The 15,892-nt window shown below is 65.8% G+C and carries 17 protein-coding genes; 12 read left to right on the forward strand and 5 right to left on the reverse strand.

The features are described 5' to 3' along the window. The 6 genes from V6V89_RS38415 to V6V89_RS38440 form a co-directional block, all read left to right on the forward strand. The coding region (locus V6V89_RS38415; protein WP_334624599.1) for a hypothetical protein at positions 1-665 on the forward strand (665 nt) is incomplete at its 5' end. Positions 666-1,515: 850 nt separating this feature from the next. Further along, complete coding sequence (locus V6V89_RS38420; RefSeq protein WP_334624600.1) at positions 1,516-1,995, forward strand: hypothetical protein; 480 nt, start codon at positions 1,516-1,518, stop codon at positions 1,993-1,995. Positions 1,996-2,470: 475 nt separating this feature from the next. Next, positions 2,471-3,724: a DUF6236 family protein gene (locus tag V6V89_RS38425; protein WP_334624601.1), complete on the forward strand. Its 1,254-nt coding sequence runs from the start codon at positions 2,471-2,473 to the stop codon at positions 3,722-3,724. 426 nt (positions 3,725-4,150) lie between these two features. Then, complete coding sequence (locus V6V89_RS38430) at positions 4,151-4,618, forward strand: DUF1707 and DUF4190 domain-containing protein (RefSeq protein WP_334624602.1); 468 nt, start codon at positions 4,151-4,153, stop codon at positions 4,616-4,618. A gap of 562 nt (positions 4,619-5,180) precedes the next feature. Next, positions 5,181-5,681, forward strand: a complete 501-nt coding sequence (locus V6V89_RS38435) for a hypothetical protein (RefSeq protein WP_334624603.1) — start codon at positions 5,181-5,183, stop codon at positions 5,679-5,681. Positions 5,682-5,752: 71 nt separating this feature from the next. Further along, positions 5,753-6,664, forward strand: coding sequence for a hypothetical protein (locus tag V6V89_RS38440; RefSeq protein ID WP_334624604.1), 912 nt, complete (start codon positions 5,753-5,755; stop codon positions 6,662-6,664). Positions 6,665-7,923: 1,259 nt separating this feature from the next. Here the strand turns inward: V6V89_RS38440 and V6V89_RS38445 are convergent. Beyond that, on the reverse strand, positions 7,924-8,265 hold the full coding sequence (locus tag V6V89_RS38445; protein ID WP_334624605.1) for a TIGR02391 family protein: 342 nt from the start codon (positions 8,263-8,265) through the stop codon (positions 7,924-7,926). A gap of 17 nt (positions 8,266-8,282) precedes the next feature. Between V6V89_RS38445 and V6V89_RS38450 the strand changes: the two genes are divergently transcribed. Beyond that, complete coding sequence (locus tag V6V89_RS38450) at positions 8,283-8,498, forward strand: helix-turn-helix domain-containing protein (RefSeq protein WP_334624606.1); 216 nt, start codon at positions 8,283-8,285, stop codon at positions 8,496-8,498. Further along, positions 8,495-8,983 (forward strand): Clp protease N-terminal domain-containing protein, encoded by a 489-nt coding sequence (locus V6V89_RS38455; protein ID WP_334624607.1) that lies wholly within the window; start codon positions 8,495-8,497, stop codon positions 8,981-8,983. Before V6V89_RS38450 ends, V6V89_RS38455 begins: the two co-directional genes overlap by 4 nt. On the opposite strand, the gene V6V89_RS38460 is transcribed toward V6V89_RS38455, so the two are convergent. After that, on the reverse strand, positions 8,964-9,206 hold the full coding sequence (locus tag V6V89_RS38460; protein ID WP_334624608.1) for a hypothetical protein: 243 nt from the start codon (positions 9,204-9,206) through the stop codon (positions 8,964-8,966). The two genes, V6V89_RS38455 and V6V89_RS38460, sit on opposite strands and share 20 nt — an antisense overlap. Next, positions 9,203-10,132 carry a hypothetical protein gene (locus V6V89_RS38465; protein WP_334624609.1) on the reverse strand — a complete coding sequence of 310 codons (930 nt, stop codon included), beginning with the start codon at positions 10,130-10,132 and terminating at the stop codon, positions 9,203-9,205. The genes V6V89_RS38460 and V6V89_RS38465 overlap by 4 nt, the downstream gene beginning before the upstream one ends. Before the next feature lie 1,247 nt (positions 10,133-11,379). On the opposite strand from V6V89_RS38465, the gene V6V89_RS38470 reads away from it, so the two are divergent. Then, positions 11,380-11,826, forward strand: coding sequence for a tyrosinase family oxidase copper chaperone (locus tag V6V89_RS38470; protein ID WP_334624610.1), 447 nt, complete (start codon positions 11,380-11,382; stop codon positions 11,824-11,826). 50 nt (positions 11,827-11,876) lie between these two features. Beyond that, complete coding sequence (locus tag V6V89_RS38475) at positions 11,877-12,698, forward strand: tyrosinase family protein (protein WP_334624611.1); 822 nt, start codon at positions 11,877-11,879, stop codon at positions 12,696-12,698. Positions 12,699-12,758: 60 nt separating this feature from the next. On the opposite strand, the gene V6V89_RS38480 is transcribed toward V6V89_RS38475, so the two are convergent. Both V6V89_RS38480 and V6V89_RS38485 read right to left on the reverse strand, forming a co-directional pair. Further along, a complete protein-coding gene (locus tag V6V89_RS38480) occupies positions 12,759-13,130 on the reverse strand; it encodes a tyrosinase family oxidase copper chaperone (RefSeq protein ID WP_334624612.1) in 372 nt (123 codons plus the stop codon). A gap of 676 nt (positions 13,131-13,806) precedes the next feature. Next, the gene (locus V6V89_RS38485) at positions 13,807-14,136 is read right to left on the reverse strand and encodes an ArsR/SmtB family transcription factor (protein WP_334624613.1); all 330 of its coding nucleotides are present in this window, start codon (positions 14,134-14,136) and stop codon (positions 13,807-13,809) included. A 63-nt stretch (positions 14,137-14,199) separates the two neighbouring features. Between V6V89_RS38485 and V6V89_RS38490 the strand changes: the two genes are divergently transcribed. Together V6V89_RS38490 and V6V89_RS38495 are read left to right on the forward strand one after the other, a co-directional pair. Then, the gene (locus V6V89_RS38490) at positions 14,200-15,264 is read left to right on the forward strand and encodes a flavin-containing monooxygenase (protein ID WP_334624614.1); all 1,065 of its coding nucleotides are present in this window, start codon (positions 14,200-14,202) and stop codon (positions 15,262-15,264) included. A 148-nt stretch (positions 15,265-15,412) separates the two neighbouring features. Then, positions 15,413-15,892, forward strand: a 480-nt coding sequence (locus V6V89_RS38495) for a 5'-3' exonuclease (protein WP_442935302.1), incomplete at its 3' end; no start/stop codon positions are given.

Here is a 15,892-nt window from a genome sequence, read left to right on the forward strand (position 1 = left end):
GGGTGGATCCACTGCTCGTCCGCCGCCGAGATCACCTGCACCACGGCAGCATCGACGAACATCGTCTGGCAGGCTCGCTACGACACGCCAGTTACGAGACATCCCTTAGCGCAGCTAACAGCTTCCTCGCCGAGTTGCGGGACGGGGTCAAGCGCACCGGCGAGCCGCTGCGACCAATGACGGTGGTGACCGACGAGGACATTGAGGAAGACCGCGCTCGGCAAGTGCGCGACCTGGTGGCTGAGCTGTCGTCCCTCGGCTGCGCCGAACCGGAGTTGGATACGGAGATCGCCGACCCACAGACGGGAAACCCGCTTGCCGTTGCCGAAGCGTTCTGGCCGGACGGCCTCCAGCTGGTGCCCGGCATCTTCGTGAAACCTTCGATGGTGACCGTGTTTGTGGGCGAGAATCTGTCTAGGTGTCTTGGCATGCGCAGCGTCACGATGTGGATCGCGCTGGCCGTCGCTGGGTTCGTTGCGACAGCCGTGCTGGTCTTCGGCCTCTTCTCCCAGATCGGACCGCAAGGTCCACCGGGTATGCCCGGTCCCCCAGGTGAACCGGGCCCGACCGGTCCATCCGGCCCGCCCGGTCCATCCGGCAGACCGGGCCCATCCGGGCCGGCCGGGCCGACCGGACCGCAAGGCCCCGTCGGGAGCGTGGATTGAGATGAACGGGCTTCGCCTCGCCGTGGCGGCTACGGTCGTCTCCTGGGGCGCGTTTGCCGGTACGGCGACATCTTGGGCCTCAGGACAGCTACCTCACGGCGACCGAGGACCTGCCGGCATACCGGGCGTCCCGGGACCGGCAGGTCCCCGAGGACCAACAGGCCCTGGAGGACCAGCTGGTCCTCCAGGGCCACCCGGCGCACCCGGCCCCATGGGCCTGTGCCGCACCATCCTCGGCGGCGGCGTGACCACCGACTGCCCAAGCCTTCGCCGAAGCTTCGAACTGGAACAACAGTGCTCCGAACCGAACCGACCCGATCTTGACGAAGCCTGCGGAAGAGACGTAACAGATTCCGAATAGTCCATACGCATCAACCTGGTCGGGCCGGCGGAAGGCGAAGTCGTGTCAGCCACGCTGTTCAACGGCTCTCGCCCGCTCATCCCAATACGTGATCGTGAGCACCCCGTCGAGTACATGGTGATCGATTTGGTCCCGCCATGCTCCAGACCGCACGCATCATAAAGTGAAGGACCGCCTAACAAGGGCCAGACATGGGTACCACCAGCCCGGCCGCTCCAACCGGTGGGAGCACAGCCCGAAACGTCAGCTGCACGCCACACGAACCAGGCCGGCCATTGAGACGACAACGCCGAGCCGGAAGACCCTCCTGGTTGCCCTACTCTTGGCCGCCACGACGGGCAACACTGGGCGGGCGGCCAGCGCATTTGCGACTGGACGGTCGTCCCCTCCTATCGCACGAAGCTGATCGCCGCCGGTCAACGCACCCTGCTCTGGGTAACTGGGACAGCCGGCACACGGCCGACGCCCGGGCTCTGGGGTATCGGTGTCGTGACCGGGCGAGCCTTCACCCGAAGTCCTGGCGACGATCCGGGACTCTGGCGCGACGAGGCCGAACGACGACGCCACCACACCTTCGTGCCCGTTGACCTAACCCTCTTCGATGCCCCGATCGACCGGAATGTATTGCGGTACGACCCCGCGCTGACCCACCTGGAGATGCTCGTCCAGCCCCAGTTGGCGAACCCGCTACGGGTCACCCACGACGAGTACACCCACCTGGAGCGATACCTCCCTGTCGCCCCGGACGTCGACGACAGTGCACGGGCCGTGGTCGCCAGCACCTACCGCGACCTCAGCTGGACCGTCGACGACGTGCACGCCCGGCAGCCCGGCTGGGACCTCACCTGTACTGCTCCCGGCGGCCACGTCATGCACATCGCGGCCCGCACCGCAGTCAATGATCGACCAACCGCGCTGCTAACCCAGGCCACGTGCAGTAGGAAATCGTACGAGCCGGAGACGAGGTAGACGTCGCGCACGGCCGGCATCCCGCTAGGAACTCGGCGAACCTGCCGATGGCGTCGCGCGCGTCGGAGCGAATCCGCACGGCGATCATGGCTTCGATCGGGCGCCCGATCCAGACCGGATCGGCGTCGGCGTGCAAGCCGCCGATCGCGCCGAGCTCGCGCAGCCAGCGGATACGGGGCAGGCAAGCCGAAGGGCGATGCCGACCCGCTCGGGAGCGCGTTGTTCCGCATGCGGCCGTCGGCCTCGATCAGCGGACATTAGGTGCTCGTCCAGGCGGCCGCCGACAACGGCTCAGCGATAACCGACGACGACTACGCCACCGCGGCATGAGAGTGAATCGATCTTGGCTTTCGCCGAGCTAACGAACTTGACGCCATCTTGATGGACTTGCTTAGTCGAGCGAGCTGTAAGCAACCCGCTTGTCTCCTCGCCACATGTGGTAGAAGGTTGCTCGGTGGCTCTTCCTGGAGGTGACGTGGCGGGACCCGGGACGCGGCTGCGCAAGCTGGCTGTGTACTACCCGTACATCCATTTCCGCGATTCGCGGTGGTTGAAAGTAGCTGCGCTGTACTGGCCGCGCATGGTGCGAATCGTGCATCCAGACTACCCGACCCGAAATTCCCCCTTAGTCCAGATACTGCAGGACGAACTCGGGTTCGTGGTCGATCACACGCCGACCTCGGCAGCGCAGTCTGCGGTCGGACCGTTCGTCGATTTCGTAGACGCTCTTCCCGCCGAGCGCCGTGACGCCTGGCGGCTACCTCAGGAGTTTGCCTATCGGGACCCGCGCGCCTTCTCCGAGCCGCGGCCGCTTCCGTTGGCTGGTACCGACCTCGATTGCGTCCCCGACCTGGAGCGCTATGGACCGGCATACTGGGCAGATCCAAGACTGCTGACCGAGCGGATTCGGTCTGGCGCACTGGCCGGCGTGCATTCCAGTGAGGTGGCACCCAGCCTTGCCGAGCATCTCATCGATGGCGGGCTGGCGGTACCGGCCCGGGGCGACTGGTTCGCCATGCATCCGGAGCTTGCCTGGATCTACAAATGCCGGCTAACCGAGGAACTGGCCCGGCGTAACAATCTCTCCGCCACCACCGACCAGCTCGCCGCCCACGCCCTCGTGTCCGGTCCGCTCGCTTTCGCACCAGCCGCAGACGCGAGCTCAGAGGTAGTCGACCGGCCCGGCATCCCCGAGACGTTCGGCATGTTATGCGTCACCGCCGTCGCGCCGCGCAATCTCGACCACGTGCCGGCAGAAAAGATCATCGAGGCGCGGCGTCGCTTCGGCGGACAGTTCGACCGGTGGCGCGAGTACGTCGACGCGGTCGGCGTTGACTTGGCCGACCAACTGCGGAACGTCGAGTCGCCGGTCATCCTCGCCACGTACCTGTCGGACGCTGTGTCCCGCTATGCCAAAGCGCCGGTGGAAGAACTGCGCCGTGGTCTGACGGACGTTGGGCTCGACGCCGCCGACTTGGCGCTGAACAACAAGTTTGAGCTGCCCGCCGGACTGGCCGCCGCCGGCCTACTCGCCCAGCCGCAATTGGCGGTCGCGGGCGGCGTTGCGCTCGGTGCACTAGGCCTGCGTAGGGCCACTCGGGCCAAGGCCAGAGCGGCTCGGACCGCGCCGGCTGCCTACCTGCTCAGCGTCCAGGAAACGCTGGCACCACAGACGTGGTTGTCCCGCGTGATCGCAGCGGCCCGACGAGCCGCAGGACTGTCACCCTGACCATCGCTGGACAGCGCAAATCGATGGCGCCCAGCCGCTCGGCTCGGCGACCTGGATCGCTTGGGGGGCGACTGCGGCGGCTTCACATCGCTCGTACTGCGCGCGCTCCTTCGAGAAGATCACCTCCTGGCCCACCTCGACGACCTCGCACGGGTGGCATAGCCACCCTGACCGATTGATCGTCAGGTCCGAAGCGGATCACAAATCACAGGTACACCAACGCCCGACAAGCGGCATGTGAGTATGGTTCATCTTCCCCCTTTACGGAGGAGGATGATGATGTCATCATCCCCCGTCCAATCGGTGGATGTCCGACCAGTCCTCGGTTCACCCGTATCAGGTATGCGTAGCGAACACTTGCCTTGCTGGCGAGTAGTCACAGGACGCACTCCTTGAGAAGATGGGCTGATGCAGGGCGGCGGGGACATGAGCGAGCGCATCGGGAACGTCCAGCGGACGCACGTGCTTGATCTACTCAGCCGCGCCTTGGAAGAGGGATACCTGGGCCTGGATGAGTACGAACAACGGATGTCGGCGACAACCTCGGCCAAGACGGCCAATGAGCTTCGCGCTCAGACTTCAGATCTGCCACCGCAGTTCCAGTGGGATCCTCGCCATCAGGTATCGACCACGGCCCACACCGGCAATCCTGACCGGAACGCGCACGTGACGTCCGTCGTGTCCCTGATTCTGGCCATTGTCTCCATTCCGCTTGCGGTCTGCTTTGGAATTGGCATCCTATTCGGCGTCGCCGCAGTTGTGTTGAGCCGCCCCGGACTGCGTACAAGGACGGAATACGGAAAAGCTCTTGCAGGGTTGGTCGTCGGATGCGTGGGAATCGTCTCGTCTCTTGTCATGATTGCGCTTTTTATTTTCATGCCTTCGTCACCCTAGATTTCTCGATAATTGGGTGTCCGACGATGCTATGGCCGCCGTCCGACTGGCAGCTGGTGAAGCGTGGCAGCGGTGACCTCTCATGCCTATCACGTACGGAAACCACAATCAGGCCTTCGAGAACACGGACAGCGGACCCTCACCCACAGCCAGGTTCGCGCGCCGGCCGGCGAGGTCGGCTGGAGATGCTCAGGATCCCACCCAAAGGATTGCTATAGACCCCCCGTTGCTGCCGTGAAAGGGTCGACGCGAACTGACTGACCAATCAGGCGCCCTTGCCCAGCGCCAACGCGGGCTGTCTGCGGCAGAAGAGAATGTCGCTCTTGCGCCGTCCTAGAAGCGGAGTTGGCCAAACCAGCCGGCAGCGTGAGCGGCCATCCGGCGTTGTCCTCCAGGGCCTGTGGCACTCTTAGTCGCAGGTAGTACATGGTGCTATGCCTAGGGCTGACTCGGCGGCAATACCCTAGCCGTTGGCGAGACCTTTGTCACGCAAGCCCACCCGCTCTGCCGGCGAGTCCTTACACGACGTTGACTCGTTGGCCATTGCGGGAGGTGAAGGGCAATGGCGGGACGTTGGTTGCTGTTCATCAGCTCCTATAGCCCGTTGTTCGCCCTGACGGCCATTCGCCTCGAAGCGGGAATGCTCCGGAACGTCTTGTACTGTCTGGCCGGTCTCGGTGCGGCCGGGCTGGCTGCGGTGTTTGCGGCTGCATGGCGGATCGAGCCGCGTGAGCGCTCCTTCGTCATAGTCGAGGACCGGGGTACAGACGTGGCGGGGTATCTGGCCACGTACCTGGTGCCGTTCTTGACGGTCTCGAAGCCCACGACACGAGACGTCATCGCCTACGCGCTGTTCCTCGGCCTTGTCGGCGTGATCTACGTCCGCAGCACCCTGATCGGGGTCAATCCTCTGGTGTACCTGTTCCGCTTCCATTTATTCGCCGTCAGGGAGGCAGGAGGAGCTCCGCTGTTATTGATCGCTCGCAAACCCCCTGACGGATCTGCGCCTGTCCCGGTCCGACTCGTACTTCCAGGGCTGGGAGTTATCCTTCCCGATCGGTGACGGACCGGCCCAAGGACCGAGATCAAGGGTGCACGCCTAGGGGATGCTGCGCGCTGACAAGGAGGATCGACATGGCTGCGTGGTGGAATTTGACCACGGTCGACACCAAGCGGATCGAGCTTGTGGTGGCTCGCCGGATGGGTAAGGACGGCATCGCCCCTGCAACGATCCCTATCAACCGCGACGTCGGCGACGAGCTGCGCGGAATCGTTACCGACATCGTGGACCGGATGAATGAAGACAAACTCGCTGGCCGGCAGTGGTCGGCTGAGACAAGCTGGGAGACCGACGAGTACCAGATCGTGTCCCGGGACAAGCTGGATCCTGACAACCCGGTACTTACGGCGCTGGAGAGCACTGCGATCCCCGACATGTCTCCAGAGAACCTACGTGACCCTTCACTCCTGCTGTACGCCATCGTCGCCGGCAGTGGCGACAATCGGCTGCTCTTCATCCGGAAGACCAATCCGCGATACTCAGCGGAAACCCGTGTGTTTGCCATCCTCGGCGACGAACACCTGTCACGAATCGAGCAGCCGTTGTTCAGTTTTGACCGGCGGTGCGACATGATCCTGGTTCCCGGACGCGGCCTGATTGCCTTCACCGAGAACCCGTTCGATCAGCTTTTCCGCGACAGCCCCGTCCTTCAAGCCAAAGTGACGGCGTCCGCGAGCGGCTTGGCTCCAAACCTCATGACTAAAGACTCGGCCGACGTGCTAGCGGCTGCCGCGACGAAGTGGGCCCGCATACGGCGCAGAGTCCTGGCGATCAATGAGCGCAAGCATTTGAGCAAGGTGACCTCACATGAGCTAAAGCAGGAGCTCAGGCGACTCGGATATGATCCCAATCACTACATTACCGGCGGGAAACTGGATATCACTGACTCGAACGTTCAGGACGTGGTACGAGTGCTCAACGAGGATCTGTTCAAGGGCGGGTTGAGCAAGGAACGATTCGAGGCAGAGCGGAAGCGGCCGATTTAGCTGACCCTTGACTTTCAGCGAATTAGCGGCGGGGACCATCCATTAGAACTAACCACCTACGCATGGGACGATCGCCGCACGACACAACGACCTCGCAGAGGTCGAGGTCTCACTGATGCGAAGCCACTATCGCTGGCGGAGTGACGTCCTGGAAGGATGACCGGATCTCGATTATCCTAGGTACCTTGAGCGCGCTGATCATATTCTCTCCTGGCCTCTGGTACAGCTCTTGGTCGAGCTGATCGGCCCTCACGCTGGTTGGTTCGCTGATGCGCTCATGCCTGATCACAAACCCGGGTCATGTGCTGAAGGAAGCTTGCCGCCTGGTGCGAGGCATTCGCGGCAGCGCACAAGGCCGCCACCCCACCTAGCCAACTGGGGAGAGACCAGAAGAGAGATCCGGTTAGTCGAGGGAACTCCGCTGACCTACTAGCGAGTGCCGGCCAACATACTCAATTCGGCATTTAAGTACGTTTAGAAGCGGCGTGGCCGTGTTTGCGGCAAACGACCACGCCGCCCAAACAAGATCGTAGCGCCGACAACGCCCCCGCTGCGCTGCGCGCAGGAGGATGCCCGATCCTCGTCTGTACCACCTCCACGCCGCCCATCCGGACAGGACGCCGACGAGACTGCGGGCAACGATCTCGCAATAATTGACTCACGAGACGAATCAGATGCCACGCGGCGGCAGCAGCCACGTGCCATCCAGCACCACGAACGTCGGATCACCGCCGGTCATGCCGCGTTCCCATGTTGTACGGGACCTGCCGGGGGCACCACCCAAACGCACCTGACCTGCGGAAACGCAGGTGCTAAGTCTGCAATCCTCGATAAGAATTCGAGCTAACCCCCCGGAAACCCCTCGTTTCGCGTCCGCCGCGGCAACCTCGTGACACCCGGCACCGGACCAGGCACGCCAAGATCCATCGGCACGCGGCGCGCGACCGGGGGTGAGGGTGCCGCGGCGGCAGCTCGCGGCGCAGGGCGCCGAGCCTCGTCGACAAGATGATCAACCGAGAGTTGCCGTACCGGCAATGGACCCGCAGGTTCGGACCCTCGCGGGGGGCACACAGAAGATCCCACCCGCCCGACGGCGATCGAAAGCCGTCCCGCCTGATGATCGAGCAGCAGTTCACGCTGCCCGCCGGGTGGTGCCGAGGCGCGGGCGATGCTCGACGGGATGCGGCTGGATCTGCCGACTGCCGCCAATCCGGCGGGAGCCGAGCCTCGATGGTGCGAGCGTCGCCTGTACTAGTAGGTCACGTTGGGGGGCGGCGTGATCGGAGCGCCGTCGAGACGTCGGTGACCAGCGACAGCAGCGAGAACAGATCCAGCGCGTCCGGCTCGGTCAGTGCCCGGCCGGCGGCGGCCCGAGGTGTATGCGCCGGCGGGTTACGGAACATGCCGAAGGTGCCCTTGAGCGGGTTGACGAAGCCACGATGTTCGCTGGTCTCAGAATCGGTGCTGTAGGCGTTGATCCGCACCAGTGGTGTCCCCGCCCGGGCGCCGAAGCACTGGTCGACCAACTCGGCGCCATCGGCGGTGAGCCCGGTCTGTGTCGTACGCCGCGCCTGCGGGATCCCGGCGGACGCTGCGGTCATCAACTAAAGTTGATGACATGGTTGAACATGCGGAGCTTCCTTCGCCGGACGATCCCCAGGCGGCTCTGGCTGCAGTAGTGGCGCTGCGGCGACTTGCCAACCAGTTGGAGCGCGCCGCGGTCGACCATGCGCTGCGCAACGGGTGGACCTGGGCCCAGATAGGTCAGGCGCTCGGCGTGAGCGCCCAGGCAGCCCACAAGAAACTCGCCCAGAAGAAGAAGGACCATTCGTGAAACTTCCCCGCGCCATACAGGACGTCCGCACCGTCGAGGCACTGCTGACCGGCGCCGAGGCCGAGGCCCAGCGCGCCGGTGACGATCTACCCGGACCGGAGCACCTCCTGCTGACCGCATTCGGGCTCGCCGACGGTACGGCCCGGCGGGCATTTGAACGGCTCGGCGCCGACCCGGAAGACTTCCGGGCCGCCGTCGACACCGCACATCGGCAGGCGCTGCACTACGTGGGCGTCGCCGTGCCACACGACGCTGAACAGCAACTGCCCCAGCCCGCGCCGCAGGGCGGTCTCTACCGGATGACCGCACCCGGGCAAAAGGTCTTCCAGGCGGCGGTGAAGTTGTCCAAGGCAACCAAACCCTCGCTCCTGCGCGGCGGACACGTAGTCGCCGCGGTCTGCGGCCAGGAACATGGCACCGTCGCGGCTCGTCACGCGGCTGGGGTGCCCGCTCCGCCCCGAACAGTTACTCCGCCATCTGTATGACCTCACGGACGCCGTGGGCCGGCACCAGGTTGAGCTCGACGCGATCTCCGGTCCGGGCGTATCCGTGCCGCCGGCCCAGGTGGACCCTCCCTGCGGCGAACAGCACGGTAGCTAACGCGTGGCGCAGCGCCCCGGTAGCAGGGGGCGCGTAGTGGGCGGCGCCGTACTGCCCCGGCAGCCGCCAGTGGCGCTCCGGCTGGTGCTCGTCCGGTCCGGGGGTCATGCCAGCAGCGCGCGCATAATCGACCGGTGACCGCGACTGGGTGCCTGCTGTGCCGGGTGGAAGAGGCCGATGCGTTCTTTGGCCGGCAGCGGGTGTGGGAGGACGATTACTGGCGGGTGTCGGTCGTTCTGCATGGCGCGGTCCTCGGCTTCGCGCACCTCGAGCCGCATCGCCACATCCCCTTCATCACCGACCTCGATGGAGTCGAGGCAGCGACGCTGGGTCCGATTCTGGCCCGGGCGACGGCTGCGCTTCGCGCGGCGACAGCGGCCGACAAGGTTTACGTGTACGTGTTTGGCGACCGCGTCCCGCATCTGCATTTCAATCTGGCGCCGTACGTGCCTGACGGCCCGCTGATAGGCGGCCGGGGGCTGCTTCGGGAGAGCCCACCAAAGGTCGATCCGGCGGTGCATCAGGGGGTTGCGGTGGCGGTGGCCGACCGCCTTGCCGATTAGGTCCTCGTGCAGCGCTCCGACCTCCGGATGCACGTAAATGTCTGCGTTGACGAGGTCGAGGTTGTCGCGGGCCAGCCCGGCCAGCTCACCCCACCGCATACCGGTGTACGCGGCCGTCATCACCATCAACTGGTCCGACGGGCGGGTGAGCCGGGCCGCGATCGCCGTCACCTGCCCGGTGGCGGCGTGCGGGAGTTCGGCCCGCACGCCTTGGTTGACGCGTACCCCGCGGCAGGGGTTGAACGGGATCCGCTGGTACTCGACGGCCTCCTGCAGCACCATCGAGAGCACGTTGAACCACGTCGGCGGTCGACCGCGGAGCCAGCCGTAAACCACGAACGTGAACACCAGCCACGGCAAAACCTGGCAATTGCATAAACGGAGATTCAGAGAACGTCGCAAAAACAGCGGCCGCCAGACTGCCAAATCGCGTGCAATTAAGACCGGGAGATCAGCCGACCCACGACTCATCTATGACGCTGGACGCCTGGCGTAGCAACGGTTTAGGAAAACCGTTGCTCTATCCCCTGAGCTACAAGGGCGCGCCCCCCAAGACTACCTGCCAGCGGTACCAGCCCCGCTACCTCGCCGCAGGTTGCGACTACGCCGACTTTGTTCGGCTCGCTACCCGAGCTGGCGACAGCAGGCCAGCGAGCCGCCGGCCCGCTTGCCGGTCCCCTCGAACATGCCGGGAAGAGCGCTTGCCGTAAGTCTGCGGGACGCAGTCCCTAGAACGACGTCTGCCGGCCGTCGGACCGCCGTCAACATCGTCCGATGCTCGGGGCCGTTCTTTGGTGAACGGCAAACCGTTCCACCGCGCCAGCAAAGGCTTGGGCATTCGCCAGCCTTTGGGAGATGTGGGCGAATGCCTGAAACGCCCCACCCACAAGATCAAATCCGGAGCCAGAGATGTATGCGAAAGTTCCGTGATCGTCACGCCAGTCCGCCGGAGGCTGTGACATGAAGTCACGCCGTGTCGCCTGACCGACACTTCTTAATTAACGCGGTTCCGCCTGCTGTGGACGCGATCCACAGGGGACACCGGAGACGAGCCGTTTACACACAGCAGGACGAATACGGACAGCCCTCTCCATGATCGCTATTAACAACCGCTAATTACGTACGAATGGTTAGCTCGGAGCTGTGACTCTGTCCACATCGTCCAGTCGGAAACGGTGATACGTTCGTCGCGCCGGACGGGGCCAACTTTTCCGCCGGACATCCTTTATGTCACGGGAGGATCCCCGGGAATGTCGGTAAAGGAAACTTCTCATGCGCACAATGGCTCAGGCAACCACTGCGGTGGCGGCCGTTTGCGCCCTTGCCGCCTAGGTGGCACCCACCACCGCCTTGCCGGGCGCGTACGGGGTGCGGCCGAGTGTCATCGGCGAGGTCGGGCCGGCCGCCGGGGTATGGCGTTCGTGCCCCATCACCCCCGGGTTCACCGGTGATGATCTGACCGTCACATACACGACCAGGGCATAGCCGTACGCCGTGGAGAAGCTGGGGCACACCGCCGCCTTCGACGCTGTCGCGGACCCGCAGGGCGAGTGCCGTGGGCTCGGCGCGGACGGCGTGGCCCCCTGAGTCGGCAGCCCTCGCTGTCGACCCGCTCGGCGTGCGGCAAGGGCTGCCGATGCGGGACGCCAGTTCGACACGCCGTCGCGCGGCAGCGCAGCGGCGACCATCCCACCGGAAGAGGCACCTTCATGTCCAAGATGAATCGTCGTGACGCCCTCCGTTACGGAGCCGCCGCCGCTGCCGTCATCGGCAGCGCTGTCGGCGCGCAGATCCTGGCCACCTCCAGCTCGGCTGCCCCGTCCCCGACCACCGCACCGGCCGACCCGGATCCGCGCGACTTCGAGCTCGACTACCGCGGCAAGAAGATCAAGGGGGCGCACGGCAAGGCAGAGACCAAGCATTCGCACCAGGTGCACATCAACGGCCGGAAGCTGGCCGTCATGCCGATCGAGCTGCCGGCCGCCGCGGACGCGTCGGGTGTCTCCCTTGGCTTCATCAGTGCCCTCAACCACTACGAGCCCGTCCTGATCGACGAGGACCGGAACAAGGACGGACTGCTCAAGCTTGCTCGGCAAGCGGTCGACGCGCTCGGCGACAGCGAGCTCACTGCCCTCGCCAGCACGGAGCACGACCACGGGCGCTGACTTGCCGCCGTCCCTCTCCTGTTCATCGACCTAGCTGAAGGGCACCCACCATGGGCGTACGCAAGAACGCGCGCAACTTGACCAGCACCGAGAAGGCAGCCTTCGTCTCCGCCGTCAAGCAGCTGAAGGCGCAGACCACCGGTCGTAATTACGACTGGTACGTCACCACCCACATAAACTACTTCGCCAGCGTCGGCGGCATCCGCTATGCCCACCAGTCCCCGTCGTTCCTGCCCTGGCACCGCCAGTACCTCATCGAGTTCGAGCGGGCCCTGCAGGTCTACGACCCCGCGGTGAGCATCCCCTACTGGGACTGGACGGTGGACCGCTCCACGACAGGCGCGCCGTTCACGGCCGACTTCATGGGCGGCAACGGTTCCGGGGGCAACGGTCCGATCACCACCGGCCCGTTCGCCGGCGCGACGAACTGGCGCATCAACGTGGGCAGCACCACGTCAACGTCGCTGCGGCGCGCCATGGGCAGCGCCACGCTGCCGAGCGCCACGCAGGTGACCTCGGTGCTCGGCAACTCGACTTACGACGCGGCGCCGTGGAACAGCTCGGCCACCAGCGGCATGCGCAACCGGATGGAGGGCTGGGCGACCCCCAACCTGCACAACGTGGTGCACGTCTGGGTCGGCGGCCACATGGGTCAGCAGGATTCTCCGAACGACCCGGTCTTCTGGCTGCACCACTGCAATATCGACCGGCTGTGGTCGCAGTGGCAGACCCGGTGGGGCTTCGACACAAGCCGCTACCTGCCGGCCGCCAACACCACCGGCGTCGTGGACCTCAACGAGCCCCTGCAGCCGTGGCCCGACGTGACCCCGGCTTCCGTACTCAACCACAGCAGCACCTACACGTACGCCTGATCCGACCGGGGTACCTCCTACCGGGTGCCGCCGACAGGCGGCACCCGGTAGCGCCGCGGATCAGAAACGGCAGTGCGCCGGAGGCTCGGTCGGCTGCAGATCGGCGCCGGCCAGGCTGCGCACCGCGGCACGGGTCGTGGCGCGTACGCCGAAAGTTTTCTCGTAGGCGTTGACCGCACTGCTGTACCAGTTCTGGCCGTGGTCGATGAGTTCCAGCGACACGCCGTCGATGAAGGCACACGGTTGGGTGCCGCCCCAGCCGTAGATGTACCGGCCGTGATACCGCTCGACGAAAGCGCCGACCAGCGAGTAGTTGTCGTCCGCTACCCCCGCGCTCGGGGGTGCCGTTCCGGCAGCCGGTGTGGCGGTTACGGCGAGGCCCCCTCCCGACAGCAGGGTGGCGGTGAGGGCGGTGGTTGCCAGGCGTCGCATCATCTGGTGATCTCCTCGGCCAGCCGAAAAACATCAAGATACATCAATGTAAATCAACGTGTAGAACGGCGCATGGATGCGCACATTACGGCATATCGTGCGAGATGCAGCGCGACGGCGATGCGTCGGCTCCGCCGGCGTGGGACCTGCCCTTCCTGTCGCCGGAAGGGCCGACTTGTCGGGACCTCGTGGAAGCGCAGCCGGAATCGCCGGCGCGGCACAGGCCAACACCCTTCCCAAGACGATCTCCTTTCCGACCAGATCGCGCCGCGCGGACGGGCGCACTTGAGCACCCTCGTTTACCCCCGAAAACCCTGCAAGACGGCGACAACCAGCGACAGTCCATATAGGTCGCCAGCCGCACATATCCGCAGCCAATGACGGTGATTGACAATCAACGACAACCCACAGTCAGGGCCGACCGACTCCTCCGACAGTGTGGGTTCGAATCCCACCTCCACTCCGCACCTGCGCGCCTGCCCCGCGTCTGTGCCCTGAGCTGGGATTTCGTCGGCCACCCCGATTCCTCCAGGCTGCTGCGGAGTCGAGTGACGCGGATTCGGACCTGCGCGGCGGGCTGCCCGCGTGCTATCGGAAACGGCGCGCTCGGTGATGTCCGCGGACGGTGTCGTCATGGGACACGGCGGTTGCGGCGGGAGCGCCGTCTTGTCACGGCTCAGGATGAGCGGCGCGGTTGGGCGCTTGGCGGAGGGCAGCAGTCGGCGAGGTAGCCCTGCAGGTCGTTGAGGCGTTCGGCGATGGTCGCCGGGTCGGCGCGGTAGCGCACGAGTTTGCCGGCGCGGGTAGCGGTGACGAGGCCGCCGCGGCGCAGGATGGCTAGCTGCTCGGAGGTGGTGGACTGGCCAAGTCCGCAGCGGTCGGCGACCTCGCCCACGGTCAGCTCGGCCCCGCCGGCGAAGAGCATCATGATCTGTTGGCGGGTCTCGCTGGCGATGGCTTTGAGGAAGTCCTGGGTGGGCCCGTCCAGGGTCTGCGGTGTGGTCATCGTGATCCAGTTTGCTCCATCACATCATTTCGTGTTGTCCCGATATGACGATACGTTGTTGGCATGAGCTTCGCTGACGTTGTCGTCATCGGCGGTGGCCAGGCCGGTCTCGCGACCGCCCACACCGCCCTGCGCCAGGGCTGGACACCGGTCGTACTGGATGCCTCCACCGGTCCGGGCGGTTCCTGGCCGCGCTACTACGACAGCCTGACCCTGTTCTCCCCAGCCCGGTTCTCGGCGCTGCCCGGCATGCCGTTTCCCGGTGATCCGGACCGGTATCCGGTGCGCGATGAGGTGGTCGCCTACCTGAGCAGGTACGCGCAGGGGCTGGACGCGGATCTGCGTTGGGGACAGCGGGTCGAGCGGGTCGAGCGCCGGGACGGCGGCTTCGTCGTCTACACGGTGGACGGCACGCTCGTTGAGAGCCGGATGGTGGTCGCGGCCAGCGGCGGGTTCAGCCGCCCGTACCGGCCGGTCCTGCCTGGGTTGGAGTCGTTCACCGGCACGGTGTCGCACTCCGCCGAGTACCGCAATCCGACCTCCTTCGCCGGGGCTCGGGTGGTGGTGGTCGGTGGCGGGAACTCGGCGGTGCAGATCGCGGTCGAGTTGGCCGAGACGGCGAGGGTGAGCATCACGACGCGGCGTCCGCTGCGGTGGCAGTCGCAACGGATTCTGGGCCGTGATTTTCACTGGTGGCTTACCCGCACGAGGTTGGACACCGCCGCGCTGGGCCCGCGGTTGTTCAAGGGGACTCAGCCGGTCCTTGACGATGGCCGATACCGGGCGGCCGTGCGCGCGGGCCGGCCCGATCACCGCCCGCTGTTCACCCGTCTCGACGGTGACCGTGTGGTGTGGGCCGACGGTTCGCGCGAGCGTGTCGACGTGCTGATTCTCGCCACCGGCCTTCGGCCCGAGTTGGCTTACCTGCAAGATACGTCAGCGCTGAACGACAGCGGTGCGCCGCTGCACCAGGGCGGGGTGTCGACCACGGTGCCGGGGCTGGGGTATGTCGGCCTGGAGCGGCAGCGCAGCTTCGCCTCGGCCACGCTGCGCGGTGTGGGGCGCGATGCCGGATACGTGTTGAAGGCGTTGGCAAGCCGGGCGGCACGTGCCCGCGTGGACCGGTGAAGCCGGCGTCTGCTTGGCGCGCCGGCCAGGGGATCGGCCACATGGCGGTTCTTAGCCGCCAAACGCGACCAGTGCCGCTGCTGGGGGTGCCGTAGCCCGCCGCGCACGCTGGACACCCAGTGCCGACCCGCCGTTCTACGCTGTTGCCGTGAGTGCCCCGGAGCCGTTGGTCCTTGTCGTCGATGGCAACAGCCTGCTGCACCGCGCGTACCATGCCGCGGCCACGGGGGAGCTGCGCGACGGTGAGGGCCGGGCGGTGTGGGCGCTCAAGGGGCTAGTCACGCATGTCGCCCATGCGGCGGCTCGGCTGCGTCCGGACGCCGTACTGGTCGGCTTCGACTGTCCAGTGTCGTCAACGAGGGCGGACGACTACGCCGGGTACAAGGCGCATCGGCCGGCCAAGCCAGCGGATCTGCGGGAACAGTTGGCCGCCGCGCCGGACCTGCTGCGCGCGGCTGGGCTGCCGGTGCTCGTCCCGCCTGGCTACGAGGCCGACGACGTTCTCGCCAGTTGCGCGGCGAAGGCTCGGGACACCGGCTGGCGTACCGTCCTGGTCACCAGCGACCGCGATGCCTTCGCGCTGCTCGACGCGAGCACCTCGGTGTTGCGGATCCGCAACGGTGGCCGC

This window comes from Micromonospora sp. CPCC 206061, from assembly GCF_036906915.1.
Classification (GTDB): domain Bacteria; phylum Actinomycetota; class Actinomycetes; order Mycobacteriales; family Micromonosporaceae; genus Phytohabitans.

Excerpts from the sequence above, each read along its gene's own strand:
- V6V89_RS38430 (WP_334624602.1), top strand. The coding sequence starts at position 4,151 with ATGAGCGAGCGCATCGGGAACGTCCAGCGGACGCACGTGCTTGATCTA.
- V6V89_RS38435 (WP_334624603.1), top strand. The coding sequence starts at position 5,181 with ATGGCGGGACGTTGGTTGCTGTTCATCAGCTCCTATAGCCCGTTGTTC.
- V6V89_RS38440 (WP_334624604.1), top strand. The coding sequence starts at position 5,753 with ATGGCTGCGTGGTGGAATTTGACCACGGTCGACACCAAGCGGATCGAG.
- V6V89_RS38445 (WP_334624605.1), bottom strand. The coding sequence starts at position 8,265 with ATGACCGCAGCGTCCGCCGGGATCCCGCAGGCGCGGCGTACGACACAG.
- V6V89_RS38450 (WP_334624606.1), top strand. The coding sequence starts at position 8,283 with ATGGTTGAACATGCGGAGCTTCCTTCGCCGGACGATCCCCAGGCGGCT.
- V6V89_RS38460 (WP_334624608.1), bottom strand. The coding sequence starts at position 9,206 with ATGACCCCCGGACCGGACGAGCACCAGCCGGAGCGCCACTGGCGGCTG.
- V6V89_RS38465 (WP_334624609.1), bottom strand. The coding sequence starts at position 10,132 with ATGAGTCGTGGGTCGGCTGATCTCCCGGTCTTAATTGCACGCGATTTG.
- V6V89_RS38470 (WP_334624610.1), top strand. The coding sequence starts at position 11,380 with ATGAATCGTCGTGACGCCCTCCGTTACGGAGCCGCCGCCGCTGCCGTC.
- V6V89_RS38475 (WP_334624611.1), top strand. The coding sequence starts at position 11,877 with ATGGGCGTACGCAAGAACGCGCGCAACTTGACCAGCACCGAGAAGGCA.
- V6V89_RS38480 (WP_334624612.1), bottom strand. The coding sequence starts at position 13,130 with ATGCGACGCCTGGCAACCACCGCCCTCACCGCCACCCTGCTGTCGGGA.
- V6V89_RS38485 (WP_334624613.1), bottom strand. The coding sequence starts at position 14,136 with ATGACCACACCGCAGACCCTGGACGGGCCCACCCAGGACTTCCTCAAA.
- V6V89_RS38490 (WP_334624614.1), top strand. The coding sequence starts at position 14,200 with ATGAGCTTCGCTGACGTTGTCGTCATCGGCGGTGGCCAGGCCGGTCTC.